The sequence below is a fragment of the Polyangium sp. 15x6 genome (assembly GCF_029960785.1).
Lineage (GTDB): Bacteria > Myxococcota_A > Polyangia > Polyangiales > Polyangiaceae > Polyangium.
Map to the genome: position 1 here is coordinate 1 of NZ_JASBQE010000065.1, position 15330 is coordinate 15330.

Annotated in this window: 14 protein-coding genes and 2 pseudogenes; 7 read left to right on the plus strand and 9 right to left on the minus strand. The window is 69.4% G+C overall.

The genetic code is table 11. The features are described from left to right. A pseudogene (locus QHF83_RS35275) lies at window positions 1-1040 on the plus strand (hypothetical protein); the annotation flags it as partial. Between the two features lie 254 nt (window positions 1041-1294). Here QHF83_RS35275 and QHF83_RS35280 read toward each other — a convergent pair. After that, complete coding sequence (locus QHF83_RS35280) at window positions 1295-2032, minus strand: hypothetical protein (protein WP_282422422.1); 738 nt, start codon at window positions 2030-2032, stop codon at window positions 1295-1297. Between the two features lie 130 nt (window positions 2033-2162). Here QHF83_RS35280 and QHF83_RS35285 point away from each other — a divergent pair, with 130 nt between their 5' ends. Then, window positions 2163-2639, plus strand: a complete 477-nt coding sequence (locus QHF83_RS35285) for a hypothetical protein (protein WP_282422423.1) — start codon at window positions 2163-2165, stop codon at window positions 2637-2639. Window positions 2640-2660: 21 nt separating this feature from the next. Here QHF83_RS35285 and QHF83_RS35290 read toward each other — a convergent pair whose 3' ends face one another. Then, window positions 2661-3164 carry a hypothetical protein gene (locus QHF83_RS35290; protein ID WP_282422424.1) on the minus strand — a complete coding sequence of 168 codons (504 nt, stop codon included), beginning with the start codon at window positions 3162-3164 and terminating at the stop codon, window positions 2661-2663. 162 nt (window positions 3165-3326) lie between these two features. On the opposite strand from QHF83_RS35290, the gene QHF83_RS35295 reads away from it, so the two are divergent. Next, the gene (locus QHF83_RS35295; RefSeq protein WP_282422425.1) at window positions 3327-3803 is read left to right on the plus strand and encodes a hypothetical protein; all 477 of its coding nucleotides are present in this window, start codon (window positions 3327-3329) and stop codon (window positions 3801-3803) included. A gap of 31 nt (window positions 3804-3834) precedes the next feature. Here the strand turns inward: QHF83_RS35295 and QHF83_RS35300 are convergent, their stop codons facing one another. The 3 genes from QHF83_RS35300 to QHF83_RS53575 form a co-directional block, all read right to left on the minus strand. After that, the gene (locus QHF83_RS35300; protein WP_282422426.1) at window positions 3835-4932 is read right to left on the minus strand and encodes a hypothetical protein; all 1098 of its coding nucleotides are present in this window, start codon (window positions 4930-4932) and stop codon (window positions 3835-3837) included. Window positions 4933-4960: 28 nt separating this feature from the next. Continuing rightward, entirely contained in the window at window positions 4961-6034 is a 1074-nt protein-coding gene (locus QHF83_RS35305) for a hypothetical protein (RefSeq protein WP_282422427.1), read from the minus strand. 171 nt (window positions 6035-6205) lie between these two features. Then, window positions 6206-7222 carry a 2OG-Fe(II) oxygenase gene (locus tag QHF83_RS53575; RefSeq protein ID WP_348980501.1) on the minus strand — a complete coding sequence of 339 codons (1017 nt, stop codon included), beginning with the start codon at window positions 7220-7222 and terminating at the stop codon, window positions 6206-6208. Here QHF83_RS53575 and QHF83_RS35315 point away from each other — a divergent pair. The 3 genes and pseudogenes from QHF83_RS35315 to QHF83_RS35325 all read left to right on the plus strand — a co-directional run. Then, window positions 7133-7579, plus strand: a pseudogene (locus QHF83_RS35315) (PCRF domain-containing protein); the annotation flags it as partial. The gene QHF83_RS53575 and the pseudogene QHF83_RS35315 sit on opposite strands and share 90 nt — an antisense overlap. A gap of 9 nt (window positions 7580-7588) precedes the next feature. Beyond that, complete coding sequence (locus QHF83_RS35320; protein ID WP_282422477.1) at window positions 7589-8074, plus strand: peptide chain release factor-like protein; 486 nt, start codon at window positions 7589-7591, stop codon at window positions 8072-8074. 53 nt (window positions 8075-8127) lie between these two features. Further along, a complete protein-coding gene (locus QHF83_RS35325) occupies window positions 8128-9642 on the plus strand; it encodes an amino acid permease (protein ID WP_282422428.1) in 1515 nt (504 codons plus the stop codon). 9 nt (window positions 9643-9651) lie between these two features. Here QHF83_RS35325 and QHF83_RS35330 read toward each other — a convergent pair whose 3' ends face one another. Beyond that, window positions 9652-11115 carry a serine/threonine-protein kinase gene (locus tag QHF83_RS35330; RefSeq protein ID WP_282422429.1) on the minus strand — a complete coding sequence of 488 codons (1464 nt, stop codon included), beginning with the start codon at window positions 11113-11115 and terminating at the stop codon, window positions 9652-9654. A 42-nt stretch (window positions 11116-11157) separates the two neighbouring features. Then, the gene (locus QHF83_RS35335; protein WP_282422430.1) at window positions 11158-12306 is read right to left on the minus strand and encodes an aminotransferase class I/II-fold pyridoxal phosphate-dependent enzyme; all 1149 of its coding nucleotides are present in this window, start codon (window positions 12304-12306) and stop codon (window positions 11158-11160) included. A 115-nt stretch (window positions 12307-12421) separates the two neighbouring features. Between QHF83_RS35335 and QHF83_RS35340 the strand changes: the two genes are divergently transcribed. Next, the gene (locus QHF83_RS35340) at window positions 12422-13798 is read left to right on the plus strand and encodes an MATE family efflux transporter (protein WP_282422431.1); all 1377 of its coding nucleotides are present in this window, start codon (window positions 12422-12424) and stop codon (window positions 13796-13798) included. 5 nt (window positions 13799-13803) lie between these two features. Here the strand turns inward: QHF83_RS35340 and QHF83_RS35345 are convergent, their stop codons facing one another. Together QHF83_RS35345 and QHF83_RS35350 are read right to left on the minus strand one after the other, a co-directional pair. Beyond that, the gene (locus QHF83_RS35345; RefSeq protein ID WP_282422432.1) at window positions 13804-14361 is read right to left on the minus strand and encodes a hypothetical protein; all 558 of its coding nucleotides are present in this window, start codon (window positions 14359-14361) and stop codon (window positions 13804-13806) included. A 111-nt stretch (window positions 14362-14472) separates the two neighbouring features. Beyond that, window positions 14473-15318: a LysR family transcriptional regulator gene (locus QHF83_RS35350; protein WP_282422433.1), complete on the minus strand. Its 846-nt coding sequence runs from the start codon at window positions 15316-15318 to the stop codon at window positions 14473-14475. Window positions 15319-15330: the final 12 nt, after the last annotated feature.

Genomic DNA, 15330 nt, shown 5'->3' on the forward strand with positions numbered 1-15330 from the left:
CGCCGCGCCCCCGCACGCCCTCCTCGCCCGCGCTCGATGCCGTGCGCGACCGCGAGCCCGTGCGCGACCGCGAGCCCGAGGCCGCCGCCGCGCCCGCCGCGAAAAACGCCCCCGCGGCCGACACGCTCCCGCCGCCGCCGCCCTTGCCCTCGGACCTCGCGCCGCCCTCGCCGCCGGCCAACCCCTCGCCGGTCGAGCGTATCCTCTCGGCGGCCGAGTGGCGCGCCTTCGCGATGGACCTCGACAACGCCCGTGGCCCCAAGCCCGCGGGCGTCATCGATCGGCTCTTCGCGACCCGCTACATGCCCCTCGTCGGCGCCCTCTCGCGTGGCCACGCCGACGCCTCCGTCCAGCGCGTCGTCGACGGCTTCCGCACCGCCTTCGAGCACAGCTACACCGAGGGTTTTGCCGCGATCCGCGCGACGGGAAAACGCCCGCTCATGGTCCTCGACGCGCCCGACGTGGCCGCGCGGATCGCGCGCCTGAACAACGCTCGCGCCGTGCGCTTGCTCCTCGTCGACGCCCTCCGCTTCGACCTCGGCGAGCGCGTCATGGCGCGCCTCAAGCCCACCTTGCAGGGCCGCGCCGTCTGCGTCGACCGCACCTTGCTCTGGAGCGCGCTCCCCACGACCACGCCGGCCCAGGTCGCGCTCCTCGGCCGCGGCCCCGAGGGCCTGCGCGAACCGCTCCCCGAGCCGGGCCCCGAGCCCGACATCGTCCGCGGCCGTGCCCTCTCCACGATCCGCCGCGAACGCTACGGCACCAAGGAAGTCTTCAAGCTCGACCTCGTCGAGGCGCGCCTGCGCGGCGTCGGCCCTGGCTTCGACGAGCGGCTCGGCAGCATCGCGGACGAGACGGCGCAGGTGATCTCGCGCTTCGTCGAGAGCTCGCCGCCGCGCACGCTGCTCTTCGTCTTCGGCGACCACGGCTTCCGCCTCTCGTGCGACGCGCGCGGCACGGCCCCCGCGACCCAGGGCGGCGCGAGCCCCGAGGAAGTGCTCGTCCCCGGGTATGCGTGGCTCGTGGGCGGGGTGCATTGAGGCGAGCACGAGCCGCCCGGACCGCCTGACCTCGCTCGAAGGACCGTTCACCCGCCCGCCCGATCCCCCAAGCCACGCTCGAGGCCCTGGTCGGCACACGACCTGCCGGCCTGCTCTCGCCCGAGGCCCTGGTCCCTCGCCGACCGAGCCCCCCAGGCATCGCCAGATCGTCCGGGAGACCGCCCTCCCACGTGCCCAAGCAACGCTCGGGGCCTTGGGAGGGGTGGTGACCGGCCCCTCTGTCGACGCTCGGGTTACTCGTCGCCCGTGTCCTCCTCTGTATCCTCGGCCTCACGCGCCTCCGGCTCCTCGGCCGGGGGCTCGGTGACCTTCGTGCCGGCGGGGACCTGAAGGTCGTAGAAGTAAAGGCGGAGCTGGTCGACGCGGCCGAGGTGGCGCAGGAGGCTCTCGCAGACGGCTTTCGCGGCGATGTAGCCATTGAGCCAGACCTGCCTCGTCGCCTCGACCTCCGGCGTCAGGGATTGCCTGTCGATACGGGCGTCGTCGGCGAATGCGACGACGGGCGCGAGCGACTTCGTCATCGCATCGAATCGACCATGCCAGTGCGCGGCGTCGCGTACGGCGAAGCCAGGCGCGGCGAGCTTCGTCGTGATGTGCGTGACCGCGAGGACGACGTCGGGTGCGGCCTTTCCGACGCCTCCGGCGGTGCCGTCTTTCGTGAAAAACACCTTTCGGTCGATGGCGCCCGCGTCGTGCGCGCCGAGGTGGGTGCTGAATTTGCCGAGGAGGGCGCGAGCTTGCTTGAGGAGCGGCGCCTTGCTCCGGACGCCCTGCCTGCGCGAGGCGTCCGTGCCACGCGCGGCCTCCACGGCAGATTTCACGGCGGCGGTCTGGGCGTCGATCTGGTCGGCGGCGTAGGTCAATGCAGGATCGTATTCGGGGATCAGACCGAGGAGCCGCGTGCGGATCCTTTTCGAGGCATAAGGACCGTAAATCGTGACCTCGTCCTGATCGATGAACCTGTCAGCCATTCTGGTCTTCCTTCGAAAGGGGACGGCCGACGCTAGCGGATGCGAAGGGGCCGTCCATGCCACGAAGGTGGGCTCGCGCCCGCGAGGCAGATCGTGTAGAGTGGCCGAGAGCCGAACGAGGGAGCCCGTGATGACCCGCCGGAAGAAGCTCTTCGCCGTCGCCATCGCCTTGCCGATCGCCGTCGCCGTGGGGGTGGGCTTGAAGGTCCGACGCGCCTCGTCGGACACGCTGGGGGCGGATGCTTGCGACAAGGATCTCGCGGCGGTGTTCGAGTTGTGCGAGGCCGGGGGGAAGATCTGCAACCCGGACGAGGGGCAAGAGGAAGCGTGCCAGGCCGGCTGCGTGATGTCGCATTGCCCGGAGCAGATGGCGTGCACGGGGATGGATCCGATCTGGTGCAAGCCGTGCGAGGATGAGGAGGGGGCGCTCCATTGGCGGATCTTGTACGAGGTACACGAGCAGTGCAGCCCTTCGCCTGATCTCGACACATGGAGACATGCGGACTGGAAGGCTTACAGTGATTGCTACATTGCTGAGGGGGAGCGCAGGTGCCCGGCGCTCAAGAATAAGCCGCAGTGGTATCGGCCGCCTCGTACAAGGGATTGAGACTCTTTCCCGAGGGTCGTCTCAGAATCCGCCCTGGTCCCCCGCGCCGTCCTCGCCACCATAGCCATCCGTTCCGCCCATCCCCTGCGGCTCGCTCTTGAAATCGCCGCTGGCCGCGCTGCCCACGATGATGACCGGGCCGCCGGGTCCAGGGCTCGCGCCGCAGCCGTTCGAGCCCGGCGGGTCGAGGCAAATGACCTGGGGGGAAACCTCAATCTTGTGGCATGTACCGGGGATGCCGCGCTCCTTGGCCCTTTTGATGCACGCGTCTTCGTTCTCCCGGGCGCTTCTGCGGTCGATGATCTGCGCGTCCTCCGCTCCCCGCAAGGCGTCTTGATGGTCACCCCCGCCTTGGAATCCTGAGGCGCAGGTCAAGACCACGTTGCATTGCATGAGAACCCCCTCCCTGGCGCCCGCCTCGCCGTTCGGCGGGCCCCTCTTCGGGTTCTTGCACGCGGGCTCCCAGCAGGCAGGTCCGAGCACGACGAACCAAACGAAGAGCAAGCCGAGGACGAGTGATCTCATGCCGAGCCTCCGCGCCGGACCGGAATCATTGTAGAAGACCGCAGTCCGGCGACACAAGACGCGATCATTCTCCGTGCGTGGGAACCTTCGTCCGCGCGCAGAGGCCTCGCGTCCTCGGCGCGGATCGTGTACGGTGGCCGCGACGAGCAGGGAGGACGAGAGATGACCCGACGGAAGAAGCTCTTCGCCGCAGCCATCGCCTTGCCGATCGCCGTCGCCGTGGGCGTGGGATTGAAGGTCCGCCGCGCCTCGTCGGACACGCTCGGGGCGGACGCTTGCGACAAGGACCTCGCGGCGGTGTTCGAGTTGTGCGAGGCCGGGGGTGAGATCTGCAAGAAGCCGCCCGAGGGACAAGAGGAAGCCTGCCAGGCCGGCTGCGTGATGGCCCGGTGCCCGAATCACGTGGCGTGCACGGAGCTCGATCTCATCTGGTGCAAGCCGTGCGAGGACGAAGAGGGCGCGCTCTTTTGGAGCCTCCAGGTCGAGGCGGCGCGTCTGTGCGAACCTTTGAATCCTACCGTGAATACGTTTGAAGGGCTCAAGGCATACTACGATTGCCTTGTCGAGGAGCCGGAGCGGAAGTGCCCAGCCCTAAAAAACAAGCCGAAGTGGTACCTGCCCCCCGATCGCAGGCAATAACCCAGCCCGGCCCGCGCTCCCCGCCCGCCCATCAAGCCACGTAACAACAAACCGTCCGCGGCCCGATCCTCGCCACCTCCCCAATCACCTCCCCGCCCGCCGCCTGGCAGCTCCCCGGCTGATACACGGGCGAGAGCGCCGTCTTCGATTCGAGCGCGCGTCCGGCAGGCACGACGTCGTGGCACGTGGGGCCCTTCGACCAGGCGCTCGCGATGAGGGGCGTCAGGGTACAAGCGGCGTCGGAATGAAATGCGATATCGGAATGACAAGAACTCCCCTCCGGCGCGCCGCACGAGCACGCCGTGCAATCGCGCTCGTCGCTGAAGCCTTCATAAAAGATAAATTGTTCGGTGTACCCCTCGGCCGCGCAGTCGTGGACCCCCTCGCGCTGGACGCACTGGCGAAACCCGGTCGGCGCCGTGGGCACGCAATGCTTGTCCGACGCGCACGCGCCGAACGCGCTGCCCTCGCAGACCCGCGCGATGAGGCCCCACGAGGGCGCGGGCGGCGGGGCCGTCACCGAACCGGAGCCGCCGATCGCCTCGCAAGACTCCGCCGCGACGCCGAGCGGACCCACGGTGATCGATTGCACGCACGGCCCCTCGGCCCCACAAGCGAGGTCCGCGGGGAGGGCGTCTCCTGCGGCGCAGGCGCCGTCCCACCCGGGGGGCGGGTCGGCCGGCGTCGCGGTCGCCCCGTCGGCGAGCGTGCAGGGCGCGGCGTGGGCCGTGATGCTGGTGGGGAGCGCGCACGTGCCCGTCGAGGGGGTACACGTGCAGGGGCCGCATTTCTTCGGGGGGATCACGAGGTCGGCGTGCCACACGAACTGCTCGACGGGCGCGTTGTCGGAGCAGGGGGGCGCGGCGCCGTCGTTGGGCCCGATCCACACGAGGACGGGGAAAGACATGTCGCCCGGGTGGAGGGGGACGCATTCGTCGCGACACGTGAAATCGCAATCGACGGGCCTCCCGCTGCTCGTGGGGCCGTCGGCGCCCGCGTCGGAGGCGCCGCCCTCACCACCCGCGCCACCTCCCCCATCCATTTGCGTATACGTCACGACCCCGTCCGCGCAGGCGACCATACCCACAAGAAAACTTGCAATAACAAACCCCTGAATCCAATGTTTCATGATACATCCATTTGTTCCATTTTAATGTTCATTTAGAGATCCTTGCCGCGACGGCGATGCCGAACGTGAGTCGCAGGAGGGGTGAGCGCCAATCGGGCACGTACGATCCTTCGCGAGGATCGGGCTGGATAGCGATGCTTCGCAGTTGCTGGTTCACATCGGCGTAACCTAACAGAGAGAACCGGGGCGAGAGCTGGAAGCGACCGTTGGCGCGCACGCCCATTCCGAACGTGGCGGCATCGACGCTCGTGACGGGATAAGTCGCAGGCAAGAGAAAGTCGATCTTGCTGAAGCTCGCTACGCCGCACACGTCGAAATGATCGGCGGCGAAGCAGGGCATCAGCGAGGCCGTCCACAACCCCGTTCGTCCCGGGAGCGCCCGGTCCCCGATGCCAGACGCGGGCGTGATGACGCCCCGCAGCTCGCCGGCAAACCCGAAGCTCCCCCATCGGACCCCCACGAGCCCGTTGCCCCCGACCGCGACACTCGTCAACCCGTGAGGCATCACGGCCGGGCCCAGGACGACCTCCACCTTGAACGGCGGCCTGTCCTCGACCATCGGACGCGGCAACGGCTCCTTCGAGACCACGACTACGGGCTCGTACGCCTCCTCCTCGACCGGGTGGAGCAGCTTCACGATGGCGGACGACGGCTCGAAATCCAGCACCGGCCGCCCGACCTCGAAGGTGACCGGCGCGACGAGCCACGGAGGCGGCTCCGGTCCTCGCCAAGCGCGCGGGCCGAAGGCGATGGACACGAGGACCGCGACGTCATAGAGGAGCTCGCGGCAGTCCCCCTGCGTGAGCACGCGCCGCCATTCCCCGTTGCTCTCGGGATCCGGCACCGTGATCACGGCATCGAGCTTGTTCCCGTTCGGATGCGTCTCGATCCGCAATGTCGCCCGGGCGTCGTCCCGCACGAGGAGATACCCGAACTCTGCCGCGAGAATGAGGCCAAACTCCTCCGCCGTGGGGCACCCGCGCCCGGGGAGCGCTTGCAAGTCCAGTCGGAAAGCGATCTTCGGCGCAGGCTCGGCCGCGGCCGCCCGCGGGAGCGCGAGCGCGACGAGGGCAGCGGCGAGGGCAGCGGCGCGGTGAGCCATGACGAACCCGAGGGTAGGGGAGAGCGGCCGTGCGGCGCAAGCACCATCACCCGCGGTATGCGCCGTCCACGCTGGAGTTCGTCCGAGCAAAACGAGATTGAGGAGCAGCCCGCTCGCCGCATCCGCAGCCCGGCGGCCTCGTGGGTGGCGCGCATTGAGCGCTACGTCCCGTCACCGGGACGGCGCATAGATGAGATCGGAGCGCACGGCGTACTTCACGCCGGCCGTGACCTCGGCGCCCTCGTGCAGGAGCAGGTGGTCGAACACGACGACGCTCCCCGGGGCCGGCCGCACCGCGAATCGCACGCGATTGTTGAATTTGCGCGCTCGACCCTCGCCACGGCGGCTCTTCTTGTCCTTCTCCTCGAAGAAGCGCGTCGAGCCGCCCTCGAAACCTTCGTTCAAATAAATCATGAGCGACGCGCGCGTCTCCCCCCGCGGCACGGCCGTGCGCACGTCGACGTGCGGCGAGAAGCGTTGACCGACCTCGTACCGATAGACCCGAAAGCGATCGTTCAGGCCCACGAGGGGCGAGGCCTCGTGCTCCGTGTCCACGTGGCCGCGAATGCGCGCCCAGAGCCCTTCGGCGAGCCGCTGCGCGTCGAGCACGACGCGCAGGTTGTTTCGGGCCGCCAGGTTCACCCGGTACGTGTCGTCGCCAATGGCGAGCCCCGCGTGCGTGAAGCCGATCGCCTCGGCCGTGCCGATCAAGCGCTTGCATTCCTTCGGCGACATCACGCCGTGCAGGAGATAAACCCCCTTCTCGACGTCCTCGCGGCGGACCGCGGCGGCGCGGTCTTCGTCGAGCAAGACCTCGTCGAGGCGATGCGGCACGGCGCGGAAGGTCTCCTCTCGGCGGAAGGAGATGTGGGTTCGGGATTTCATGGACATCTCCTCGGGCAGCCTGGACGCCTTTGACGGCGTGAGCGCCGGAGTGTATACGATGTCGTATGAATTCTCCCATCCTCGAACGCCTCGCCGAGCTTCGTCGACGCCTGACCCGGCTCCGCGACGGTCTTTGACCTTCCCCGGCAGGCGCGGCGCCTCGCCGAACTCGACTTCCTTCTCAGCGAAACCGACCTCTGGCGCGACCGCGAACGTGCGGAAGAGCTCCTCGCGGAGCGAGCACGTCTCGGCGCCCTGAACGATCGGATCACGCACGCCGAGCGCACGCTGGGCGATACGCATGGGTTCGTCCTGCTCGCGCTCCACGAAGGCGACGCGGACGCCCTCGCCGCGGCCGAAGCCGATCTCGCAGCCATCGAGGTCGAGCTCCGAGAGGCCGAGCGCTCGTGCGTGCCCCCCGAACCGGAGGGGTGCATGGGCGCGATCGTGTCCATTCAACCGGGCGCGGGCGGCGTCGACGCCAAGGACTTCGCGGCAATGCTCTTGCGGATGTACCTCCGCTGGGCGGCGCGGCGAGGGCTCCTCGTCGAGGAGCTCCACCGGCAGGAAGGAGACGAAGCGGGGATCGATGGCGTCGCGCTCCGGATTCCGGGCGCCGGCGTGTACGGCGCTCTCCGGGGCGAGACCGGCGTCCATCGGCTCGTGCGCGTGAGCCCCTTTGGCAAAGGGGATCGGCGGCAAACGTCGTTCGTCGCGATCGAGGTCCTGCTCGATATCGACGACGCGATTCCCGTCGAGATTCGCGACGACGATCTGGAGGTGACCACGATGTGCGCCGGCGGGCCCGGCGGACAGAACGTCAACAAGGTCGCGTCGGCGGTCCGCATGCGGCATCTACCGACGGGGATCGTCATCGTCGCTCGGTCGGAGCGCAGCCAGCATCAAAACCGCGCGAGCGCGCTCCGGCTCCTCCGGAGCAAGCTCGTCGAGCTCGAGCTCGAGCGGCGCGAACAGGCTGCGGCCGCGAGACGCGGCGCTCGGCCGGTCGCTCGATTCGGGCACCAGCGGCGCAGTTATGTCTTCGCGCCGCAGCGGCTCGTGCGTGACGAAATCAGCGGGGTCGTGAGCCCCCATGTCGAGCGTGTCCTCGACGGAGATCTCGACGCCCTGCTCGAACATCCCCCGAAAAACTGATCCACCTCGGCGCGCGCTGGCCTACGCTGAAACGTCCCCTCGGCGAGGCTCTCATGCAAGACCCTGCGCGCAGTGACGTCCCCACCGAACCCACCCCGACCGCCGAGTCCGAGGTCATCGCGGACGACGTCCGGCAGCTCCACCGGATGGGGTATGCCCAGGAGCTCCTCCGGCGGATGAGCGGATTCTCGAATTTCGCCGTCTCCTTTTCGATCATCTGCATCCTCGCCGGCGGCCTCACCTCCTATCACCTCGGCCTTTCCGCCGCGGGCGGCGCCTCGATCGGCCTCGGCTGGCCGCTCTCCTGCTTGCTCTCGTTCTGCTTCGCGCTCGCGATGGCCCAGCTCGCCTCGGCGTTCCCGACGGCGGGCGGCCTCTATCACTGGGCGTCCATTCTCGGCGGCAAGGGCCTCGGCTGGGCGACGGCCTGGTTCAACCTCGTCGGCCTCGTCACCGTCCTCGCCGCGATCAACGTCGGCGCCTATCTCTTCATCGCGGGCTCGCTCGGCCCCGTCTTCGGCATCGACCCGGAGAAACTCGGCCCGGGCCACCAGCTCGCCGCCGTCGTCGTCATCACCGGGACGCAGGCGCTCTTCAATCACCGCGGCATTCGCCTCACCACGCGCCTCACCGATTTCAGCGGGTATCTCATCTTCGTCGTCGCGACCGTCCTCACGGCCTCGATGCTCCTTTTTGCGCCGCGCCTCGAAGCGTCGCGGCTCGTCACCTTCACCAATTTCAGCGGCCCGGCCGGCGGGGACGTCTGGCCCGCGACGAACGGCATGACCTGGCTCTTTTTGCTCGGCCTGCTCATGCCGGCGTACACGGTCACCGGGTTCGATGCCTCCGCGCATACCGCCGAGGAGACCGTCGGCGCCGCGACGAACGTCCCCCGGGCCATTCTGCGCGCCGTGCTCTACTCGGGCGTGTTCGGATACCTGATGGTGGCCTCGATCCTCCTCGCCATGCCGAGCGTGGAGGTCGGCGCCTCGAAAGGCCCAGGGGTGTTTTTCTGGGTCATGGGCGAGATCCTCCCGCGCCCTTTGCAGATCGCTCTTTACGTCGGCATCGGCATCGCCCAGTACCTCTGCGGCCTCGCCACGGTCACCAGCGCCTCGCGCATGACGTACGCGTTTGCCCGCGACGGCGGCCTGCCCTTTTCGTATGCCCTCCGCCGCGTGAGCGAGGTGCACAGGACGCCCGCCCATGCGATCTGGGTCGTCGCGGCCGTGAGCACGGCGTTCACCGTCTACACGCCCGTGTATTCGACGATCACCGCGGTTTGCACGATTTTTCTCTACATCTCCTACGGCATGCCCATCGCGCTCGGCCTCTTCGCCTACGGCCGCACCTGGACCACGATGGGGCCCTTCTCGCTCGGCCCGTGGTATCGCCTCGTCGCGGTGATCTGCGTGCTCGGCTGCGCGCTCCTCCTCGTCATCGGCGTCGCGCCCCCGAACGACAAGGCCTTGCCGATCACGCTCGGCGCGCTGCTCGTCACGATCGTCGTGTGGTTCGGCGGCCTCCGGCGCGTGTTCCAGGGGCCGCCGGCCGCGGGGCCGCTCTGAATTCGTCTCTCAAAAGAAGAGGAAAATCACGAAGAACCCGATGAGCAGCACCGTCGCCGCGCCCACCGCGACGGCCAGGTAAAACCCCGTCTTGTTGACGTGCTCCACGTGCTGCGCCGGACGCTGGTGCAGCTCCGTCACCGTCATCTGCTGCTGCCGCGCGCTGAACAGCGTCGGCGCCGCGGCGCCGGGCGGCGGCGCGGTCGGCGGCGGCTCGGTCGGCTCGTCCACGATGTGCGCGCCTGCCATGGGCATCGGCGGCGGCGCGAACACGCCGGACGGCTCGATATAGACCTGCGTCGGCTCCGAGTCGTGCGAGGCGCGCGGCGGCGGGACGTACGCGGCTCGCGGGCGCCGCGTCGATTCCTCCGCGCGCGGGGAGGAAGAAGACGACGGCGGGGCCATGAGCAGCGTGCCGAGCGGCCCGGCCGAGGACGAGGGCGCGGGGAAACTCCCCGAGGCCGGCGACGATCGCAGCAAAGGCGCCGGACCCGACGGCGCCGACTCGGCCATCACCAGCGTGCCGAGCTGACCCCGCATCGGCAGCTCTTCCAGCACGGGCGCGTGCGCCGCGCCATTCGTGTTTTCGTCGTGGATCTTCGCCGGACCCGGAGCCGACGCCGCCGGCGGCGAAAGCGACGGTTTGCGCCCCGCTGCCGCGAACACCTCGAGCATGTGCGCGACGACCATCGCGCTGCCGATGCGTTTGTCGCGCTCGCGCTCCATGCACCGCGCCACGATCTCTTCGAGCGCCGGATCCACCGCGGACGCGAGCTGCGAGATCCGCGGCACCGGCCCGCTCGTGATCCGCGCCGTGATGTCCGCGCGCCCGCCCTCGAAAGGACGCTGCCCCGCGAGCATCTCGAACAGCACCACGCCGAGCGACCAGAGATCCGTTCGTACGTCGAACGACTCCGGCGCGGCGAGCTGCTCCGGGCTCCGGTACGACGGCGATCCCAGCCCGAGCGTCTCCGCCACGACCGCGGGCACCGCCCGCGCGACCCATAGATCCAGCAGTTTTACGATGGGCGCGTCCGTGCCCGGCTCTCCGTGCAGGAACACGTTCGCCGGCCGGAGATCGCCGTGCACGAGCCGCGCGGCATGCGCGATGGTCAGCGCCGAGGCGATGTCGCGCCCGATCTGCGCGGCGAGCGGCGGCGGCAGCGTGCGCTCGCGCGCGAGCCGGTCGGCGAGCGTCTCGCCCGAGAGCAGCTCCATGGCGACGAACGGCTCGCCGCCGCCCGTCTCGCCCACGTCGAGGATCGTGACCAGCGTGGGGTGCTTGGCGGCTTGCGCCGCGCGCGCCTCCTCGCCGAGCCGCCGCCCGACTTCCTGGTTCGGGATGCTGAGGAGCTTCAGCGCGACGTGGCGCGACGCCGTGTGGTCCTCCGCCTCCCAGACGGCCCCGAGCGCGCCCGTCCCGATTTGCCGCACGAGGCCGTATCTATCGCCGATGAGTTCGCCGCCGCTCATTGCCCTGCTCGACTCGAATTCATGCCCGATTGCGGAAATTCTTCACGGAAGCGATCGAATGCGCCGCGCCGCCTCTTCCAGCACGGCGTCCTCCTTCGCGAAGCAGAACCGGGAGAGCGTCTCGCCCACCGGGTCCCCGTAAAACGAGGTGCCAGGTACGCTCGCGATGCGGAGTTTTTCGAGCAGCAGCATCGCCGCCGCCTTCGCGTTCGGCGCGCCGAGCCGCCGGATGTCGGCGAGCACGTAATACGCGCCCCGCGGCACGTACGGCGTGAGGCCCGCGTCCGCGAGCGCGCTGCAGAGGATATCGCGCTTCTTCTGGTAGCCCTGCCCGATCGACGCGAAGTAATCGTCCGGCATCCCGAGCCCCGCCACCATCGCGTGCTGGAGCGGCGTCGGCGCGCAGACGTAGAGCAGATCGTGCGCCACCGTGATCCGCCGCGCGGCCTCGGGCGGCGCCGTCAGGTACCCGCACCGCCAGCCCGTCACCGCGAACGTCTTCGAGAATCCCGAGATCGACACCGTGCGGGACGCCGCGTTCTTCCGCGTCGCGAGCGGCACGTGCTTCTGCCCGTCGAACACGATGTGCTCGTAGATCTCGTCCGTGATCGCCACGAGATCGTGCGCCTCGATCGCGTCCGCGAGCCAGTCGAGCTCCTCCTCGCTCCACACCTTGCCGCTCGGGTTCGACGGCGTGCACACGACGACCGCGCGTGTCCGCGGCCCGATCGCCCGCACGAACGCTTCCCGATCGATCTCCCACGACGGCGGCCGCGTCGGCACGAGCACGGGCTGAAGGCCGAGCGCGAGCACCGTGTTCAAGTGGTAGCCGTAATAGGGCTCGAACAGGATCACCTCGTCGCCCGGATCGAGCAGCGCGAGGCACGCCGCCGCGAACGCGCCCGTCGCGCCCGACGTCACCACCACCTCACTCGCCGGATCGACCTCGCGTCCGTAGCGCTTCTTCAGATCGGCCGCGATCGCGAGCCGCAGCGGCAGGATCCCCTCGGGCGCGGTGTAGATCGCCACGCTCGCGTCGATCGCAGCGTTCGCCGCGCGGGCCACGGGCGGGGGCGTCGGCAGATCACACACGCCTTGCCCGAGGTTGATCCCGCCGACCGCCTCACACGCGCGGCTCATCGCGCGAATGTCGGAGATGACCAGCGAGCTCAGGCGTTGACCGATCCGCATGGCAGCACCCTACCTCAACACGGACCTAAAAATCCCCTCCGCTGCGCACGGCGATGACCACGAAGCCGAAAGCCGCCCCTTGCCTGAACGGCTGGACCATGGCACCCCCGGCGCCGTGCGTCCGTCATCCCTCGCCGAGACCCGCCTCGTTCGTGAGGGCGATCGCGCCCTCATGGCCGAGGTCTGGTCGCTCGCCTGGCCGGCGATCACGCACATGCTGCTGATCACGCTCGTCTTTCTGGTCGGGCGGCTCATGCTCGGCCGGTACTCGTCGACCGCGCTCGCGGCGATCCAGATCGGCGGCGCCACGAGCTGGACCCTCTACTCCGTCTGCACGGCCTTCTCCGCGGGCACCCTCGCCGTCGTGGCCCGGCGTGTCGGCGCCGGCGACCGTCCGGGCGCGGCCCGCGCCGCCCGCGCCGCGCTCCTCTTCGCGGTCGGGCTCGGCGTCGTCGTCGCGTGCGCCCTGTTTTTCGCGGAAGGCCCCTTCATTCGGACCCTCTTTCCTCGCGCCGGCGCGGCCGTGCATGAACAAGCGGGCGCGTACCTCCGCATCGCGTGCTGGGCCATGCCGCTCACGTTCGTCGAGGCGATCGCGGCCGCGTCGCTGCAAGCCTCGGGCGATACGCGCACGCCGCTCGTCGTCGCGGGCGTGGGCAATGTCCTGAACCTCGCGCTGAACGCGCTGCTCATCTTCGGCCTGTTCGGCCTGCCCGAGCTCGGCATTCGCGGCGCGGCCGTCGCGAACGCCGCGACCATGTCCCTCGAAGGCCTCCTGCTCGCCTACGCGCTCTTCCGCCGCACGAGCCCGCTGCCATTGCACAGCGCGAGCTTCGAGGGCGCGGGGGATGCTTTGAGGCGCGTGCTGCGCGTCTCGAGCGCGGCGTTCGGCGAGAAGGCGGCGTATCACCTCGGGTACATGTTTTACGTCGCGATCGTCGCGCTCCTCGGCGAGGTCGCGCTCGCGGCGCAGCAGGCGGCGATCAGCATCGAGTCGATCTCGTGGCTCTCGGCGGATGGGTTTGGCATCGCGGCGGGCGCGATCGTGGGCCAGAAGCTCGGGGCGAAGCGGCCCGAGGAGGCGGCGCGGGCGGGCCGGGTCGCGGCGATGCTCGCCGTGTTCTGCTTGACCCTCGTCGGGCTGTCGTTTTTGACGATGGCGCCCTTGCTCGTCTCGGCGTTCACGCCGGATCGGACCATCGTGGAGACGGCCGTGCCGGCGATGCGCGTGGGCGGATTCGCGCAGCCGTTCATGGGGTTCGCGATGGTCACGGCGATGGCGCTGCGCGGCGCGGGCGACACGCGCACCGTGCTCGGCACGATGATCCTCTGCGGTCTTTTCCTGCGGGCCGGCGTGACCTGGCTCTGCGCGATCAAGCTCGATCTCGGCCTCGCCGGCGTGTGGATGGGCAGCACGGCGGACTGGATCTGCCGCGCCGTGCTGCTCGGCTGGGCGTTCGCGCGGGGGCGGTGGAAGAAGGTCGAAGTGTAGGGCCGCTACACGCCACCGACGCAGGCGAATTTCACGCAGCTCTGATCGTTCTGGCAGTCGTTCGTCGACACGCATTGCACGTTGAGACACAACGCCACGTCCGAGCACGCGACGTCGCCGCCGCAATTGGCGAATGCGGATTGCTGGTCCGGCGTGAAGCCTTCACAGTCCGTGAGGCACTGCGTGGCTTCGTCTGCAGCGAGGCCGCAGGACTCGAAATGCTTGCAGGCTTCCTTGCACCCGACGAGGTTGTCGAACATGGGCGTCTCTGCGTCGGTCGTGGGCCGATCGATGCATTGCCGCGGCGCGGCCGCGTCCGGATCGCACATCTGCGACGGGTCGCAATTGTCGTCCGTGAGACAGCCCTCCTCGCATACGGAGAGCGAGAAATCTGCGCAGTGTTGACCGGGCGAGCAGAAGACGTCGCCGCCGCAATGGTCGAAGCCGGGTCCCTTGTTGGGCACGAAATCCTGGCGCATCTTGCACCCGAGGCCCAATGCGCCGAGCGCGAGGGCGAGGAGCAAGCCGGACTGGAGCGGAGCAAGTCGAAGTGATGCAAGCATAAGGACCTCCCTTCGAGGTGGCCCATTTGTGCGACGTGTGCGCGTTCGTGTCATGTTGCACATCTGCGAGCGGAGTTCGCAGGGGTGCAACGACGTCGCAGAGCCGCCGGCTCAGAGCGCCGCGCGAAACCGCCGCATGAGCGCGTCCATGAGCACCCGCACGCGGGGCGTCTTGCGCAGGTCGGGGTGGGTGAGCAGCCAGGCGGTCCGTTCGAGCGGCGCGACGTGCTCGCGATAGGCGGGGATCTCCACGAGCTCGGGGTGGAGCGCGGCGAGTGCGCGCGGAATGAGCCCGACGCCCACGCCGCCGGCGACGAGCGATACGAGCGCGCTGAACTGGGCGCGGGTGGCATAACCGCTGGCGTGCTCGCGCTCCCACGCCGACTCGGGCGAGGAGCGCTCGCTCAGCGCGCGCACGACCCAGAGCGGCTCGGGCTCGCGCCTCACGGCCTCCGCGGTCCCGAAGACGCCGTACGGGAGTTTGCCCAGCCGAACCCCCCAGCACCCGGGCGGCGGGCGCCGCATGATGCCGATCGCGACGTCGACCTCGCGGTCCCGGACGCTCGGCCCCGAATCGCCGAGGATGAGGTTCACGCGTAATGGATATTGCGTGGTTATTTCGGCGATCGGGTCCACGAGGAATGGGAGCAAGGCCTCCACGGTCGTGAGGCTGACCTCGCCGACGATCTCCGTGGCCTGGGCGTGCACGTGCCCCGCGACCTCGGCGAGGGCCTTGCGCATGCGGTGGCCGACCTGCGCGAGCATGGCGCCGGTCTCCGTCAAACCGCCGCCGGCCGGGCCACGCTCGAGGCACGGCGCGCCCACGGTGGATTCGAGGATCGCAATGCGGCGGTACACGGTGGAGGCCGACACGCCGAGCTCGCGGGCCGCGCCGCCCACGCCGCCGGCGCGGGCGACCGCTTCCAGATAACGGACGTCTTCCCAGAGAATCGACACGCGCCGAGTGTA

Coding starts and splice junctions, on each gene's coding strand:
- QHF83_RS35280 (WP_282422422.1), bottom strand. CDS start 2,032: ATGGCTGACAGGTTCATCGATCAGGACGAGGTCACGATTTACGGTCCT.
- QHF83_RS35285 (WP_282422423.1), top strand. CDS start 2,163: ATGACCCGCCGGAAGAAGCTCTTCGCCGTCGCCATCGCCTTGCCGATC.
- QHF83_RS35290 (WP_282422424.1), bottom strand. CDS start 3,164: ATGAGATCACTCGTCCTCGGCTTGCTCTTCGTTTGGTTCGTCGTGCTC.
- QHF83_RS35295 (WP_282422425.1), top strand. CDS start 3,327: ATGACCCGACGGAAGAAGCTCTTCGCCGCAGCCATCGCCTTGCCGATC.
- QHF83_RS35300 (WP_282422426.1), bottom strand. CDS start 4,932: ATGAAACATTGGATTCAGGGGTTTGTTATTGCAAGTTTTCTTGTGGGT.
- QHF83_RS35305 (WP_282422427.1), bottom strand. CDS start 6,034: ATGGCTCACCGCGCCGCTGCCCTCGCCGCTGCCCTCGTCGCGCTCGCG.
- QHF83_RS53575 (WP_348980501.1), bottom strand. CDS start 7,222: ATGCGTATCGCCCAGCGTGCGCTCGGCGTGCGTGATCCGATCGTTCAG.
- QHF83_RS35325 (WP_282422428.1), top strand. CDS start 8,128: ATGCAAGACCCTGCGCGCAGTGACGTCCCCACCGAACCCACCCCGACC.
- QHF83_RS35330 (WP_282422429.1), bottom strand. CDS start 11,115: ATGAGCGGCGGCGAACTCATCGGCGATAGATACGGCCTCGTGCGGCAA.
- QHF83_RS35335 (WP_282422430.1), bottom strand. CDS start 12,306: ATGCGGATCGGTCAACGCCTGAGCTCGCTGGTCATCTCCGACATTCGC.
- QHF83_RS35345 (WP_282422432.1), bottom strand. CDS start 14,361: ATGCTTGCATCACTTCGACTTGCTCCGCTCCAGTCCGGCTTGCTCCTC.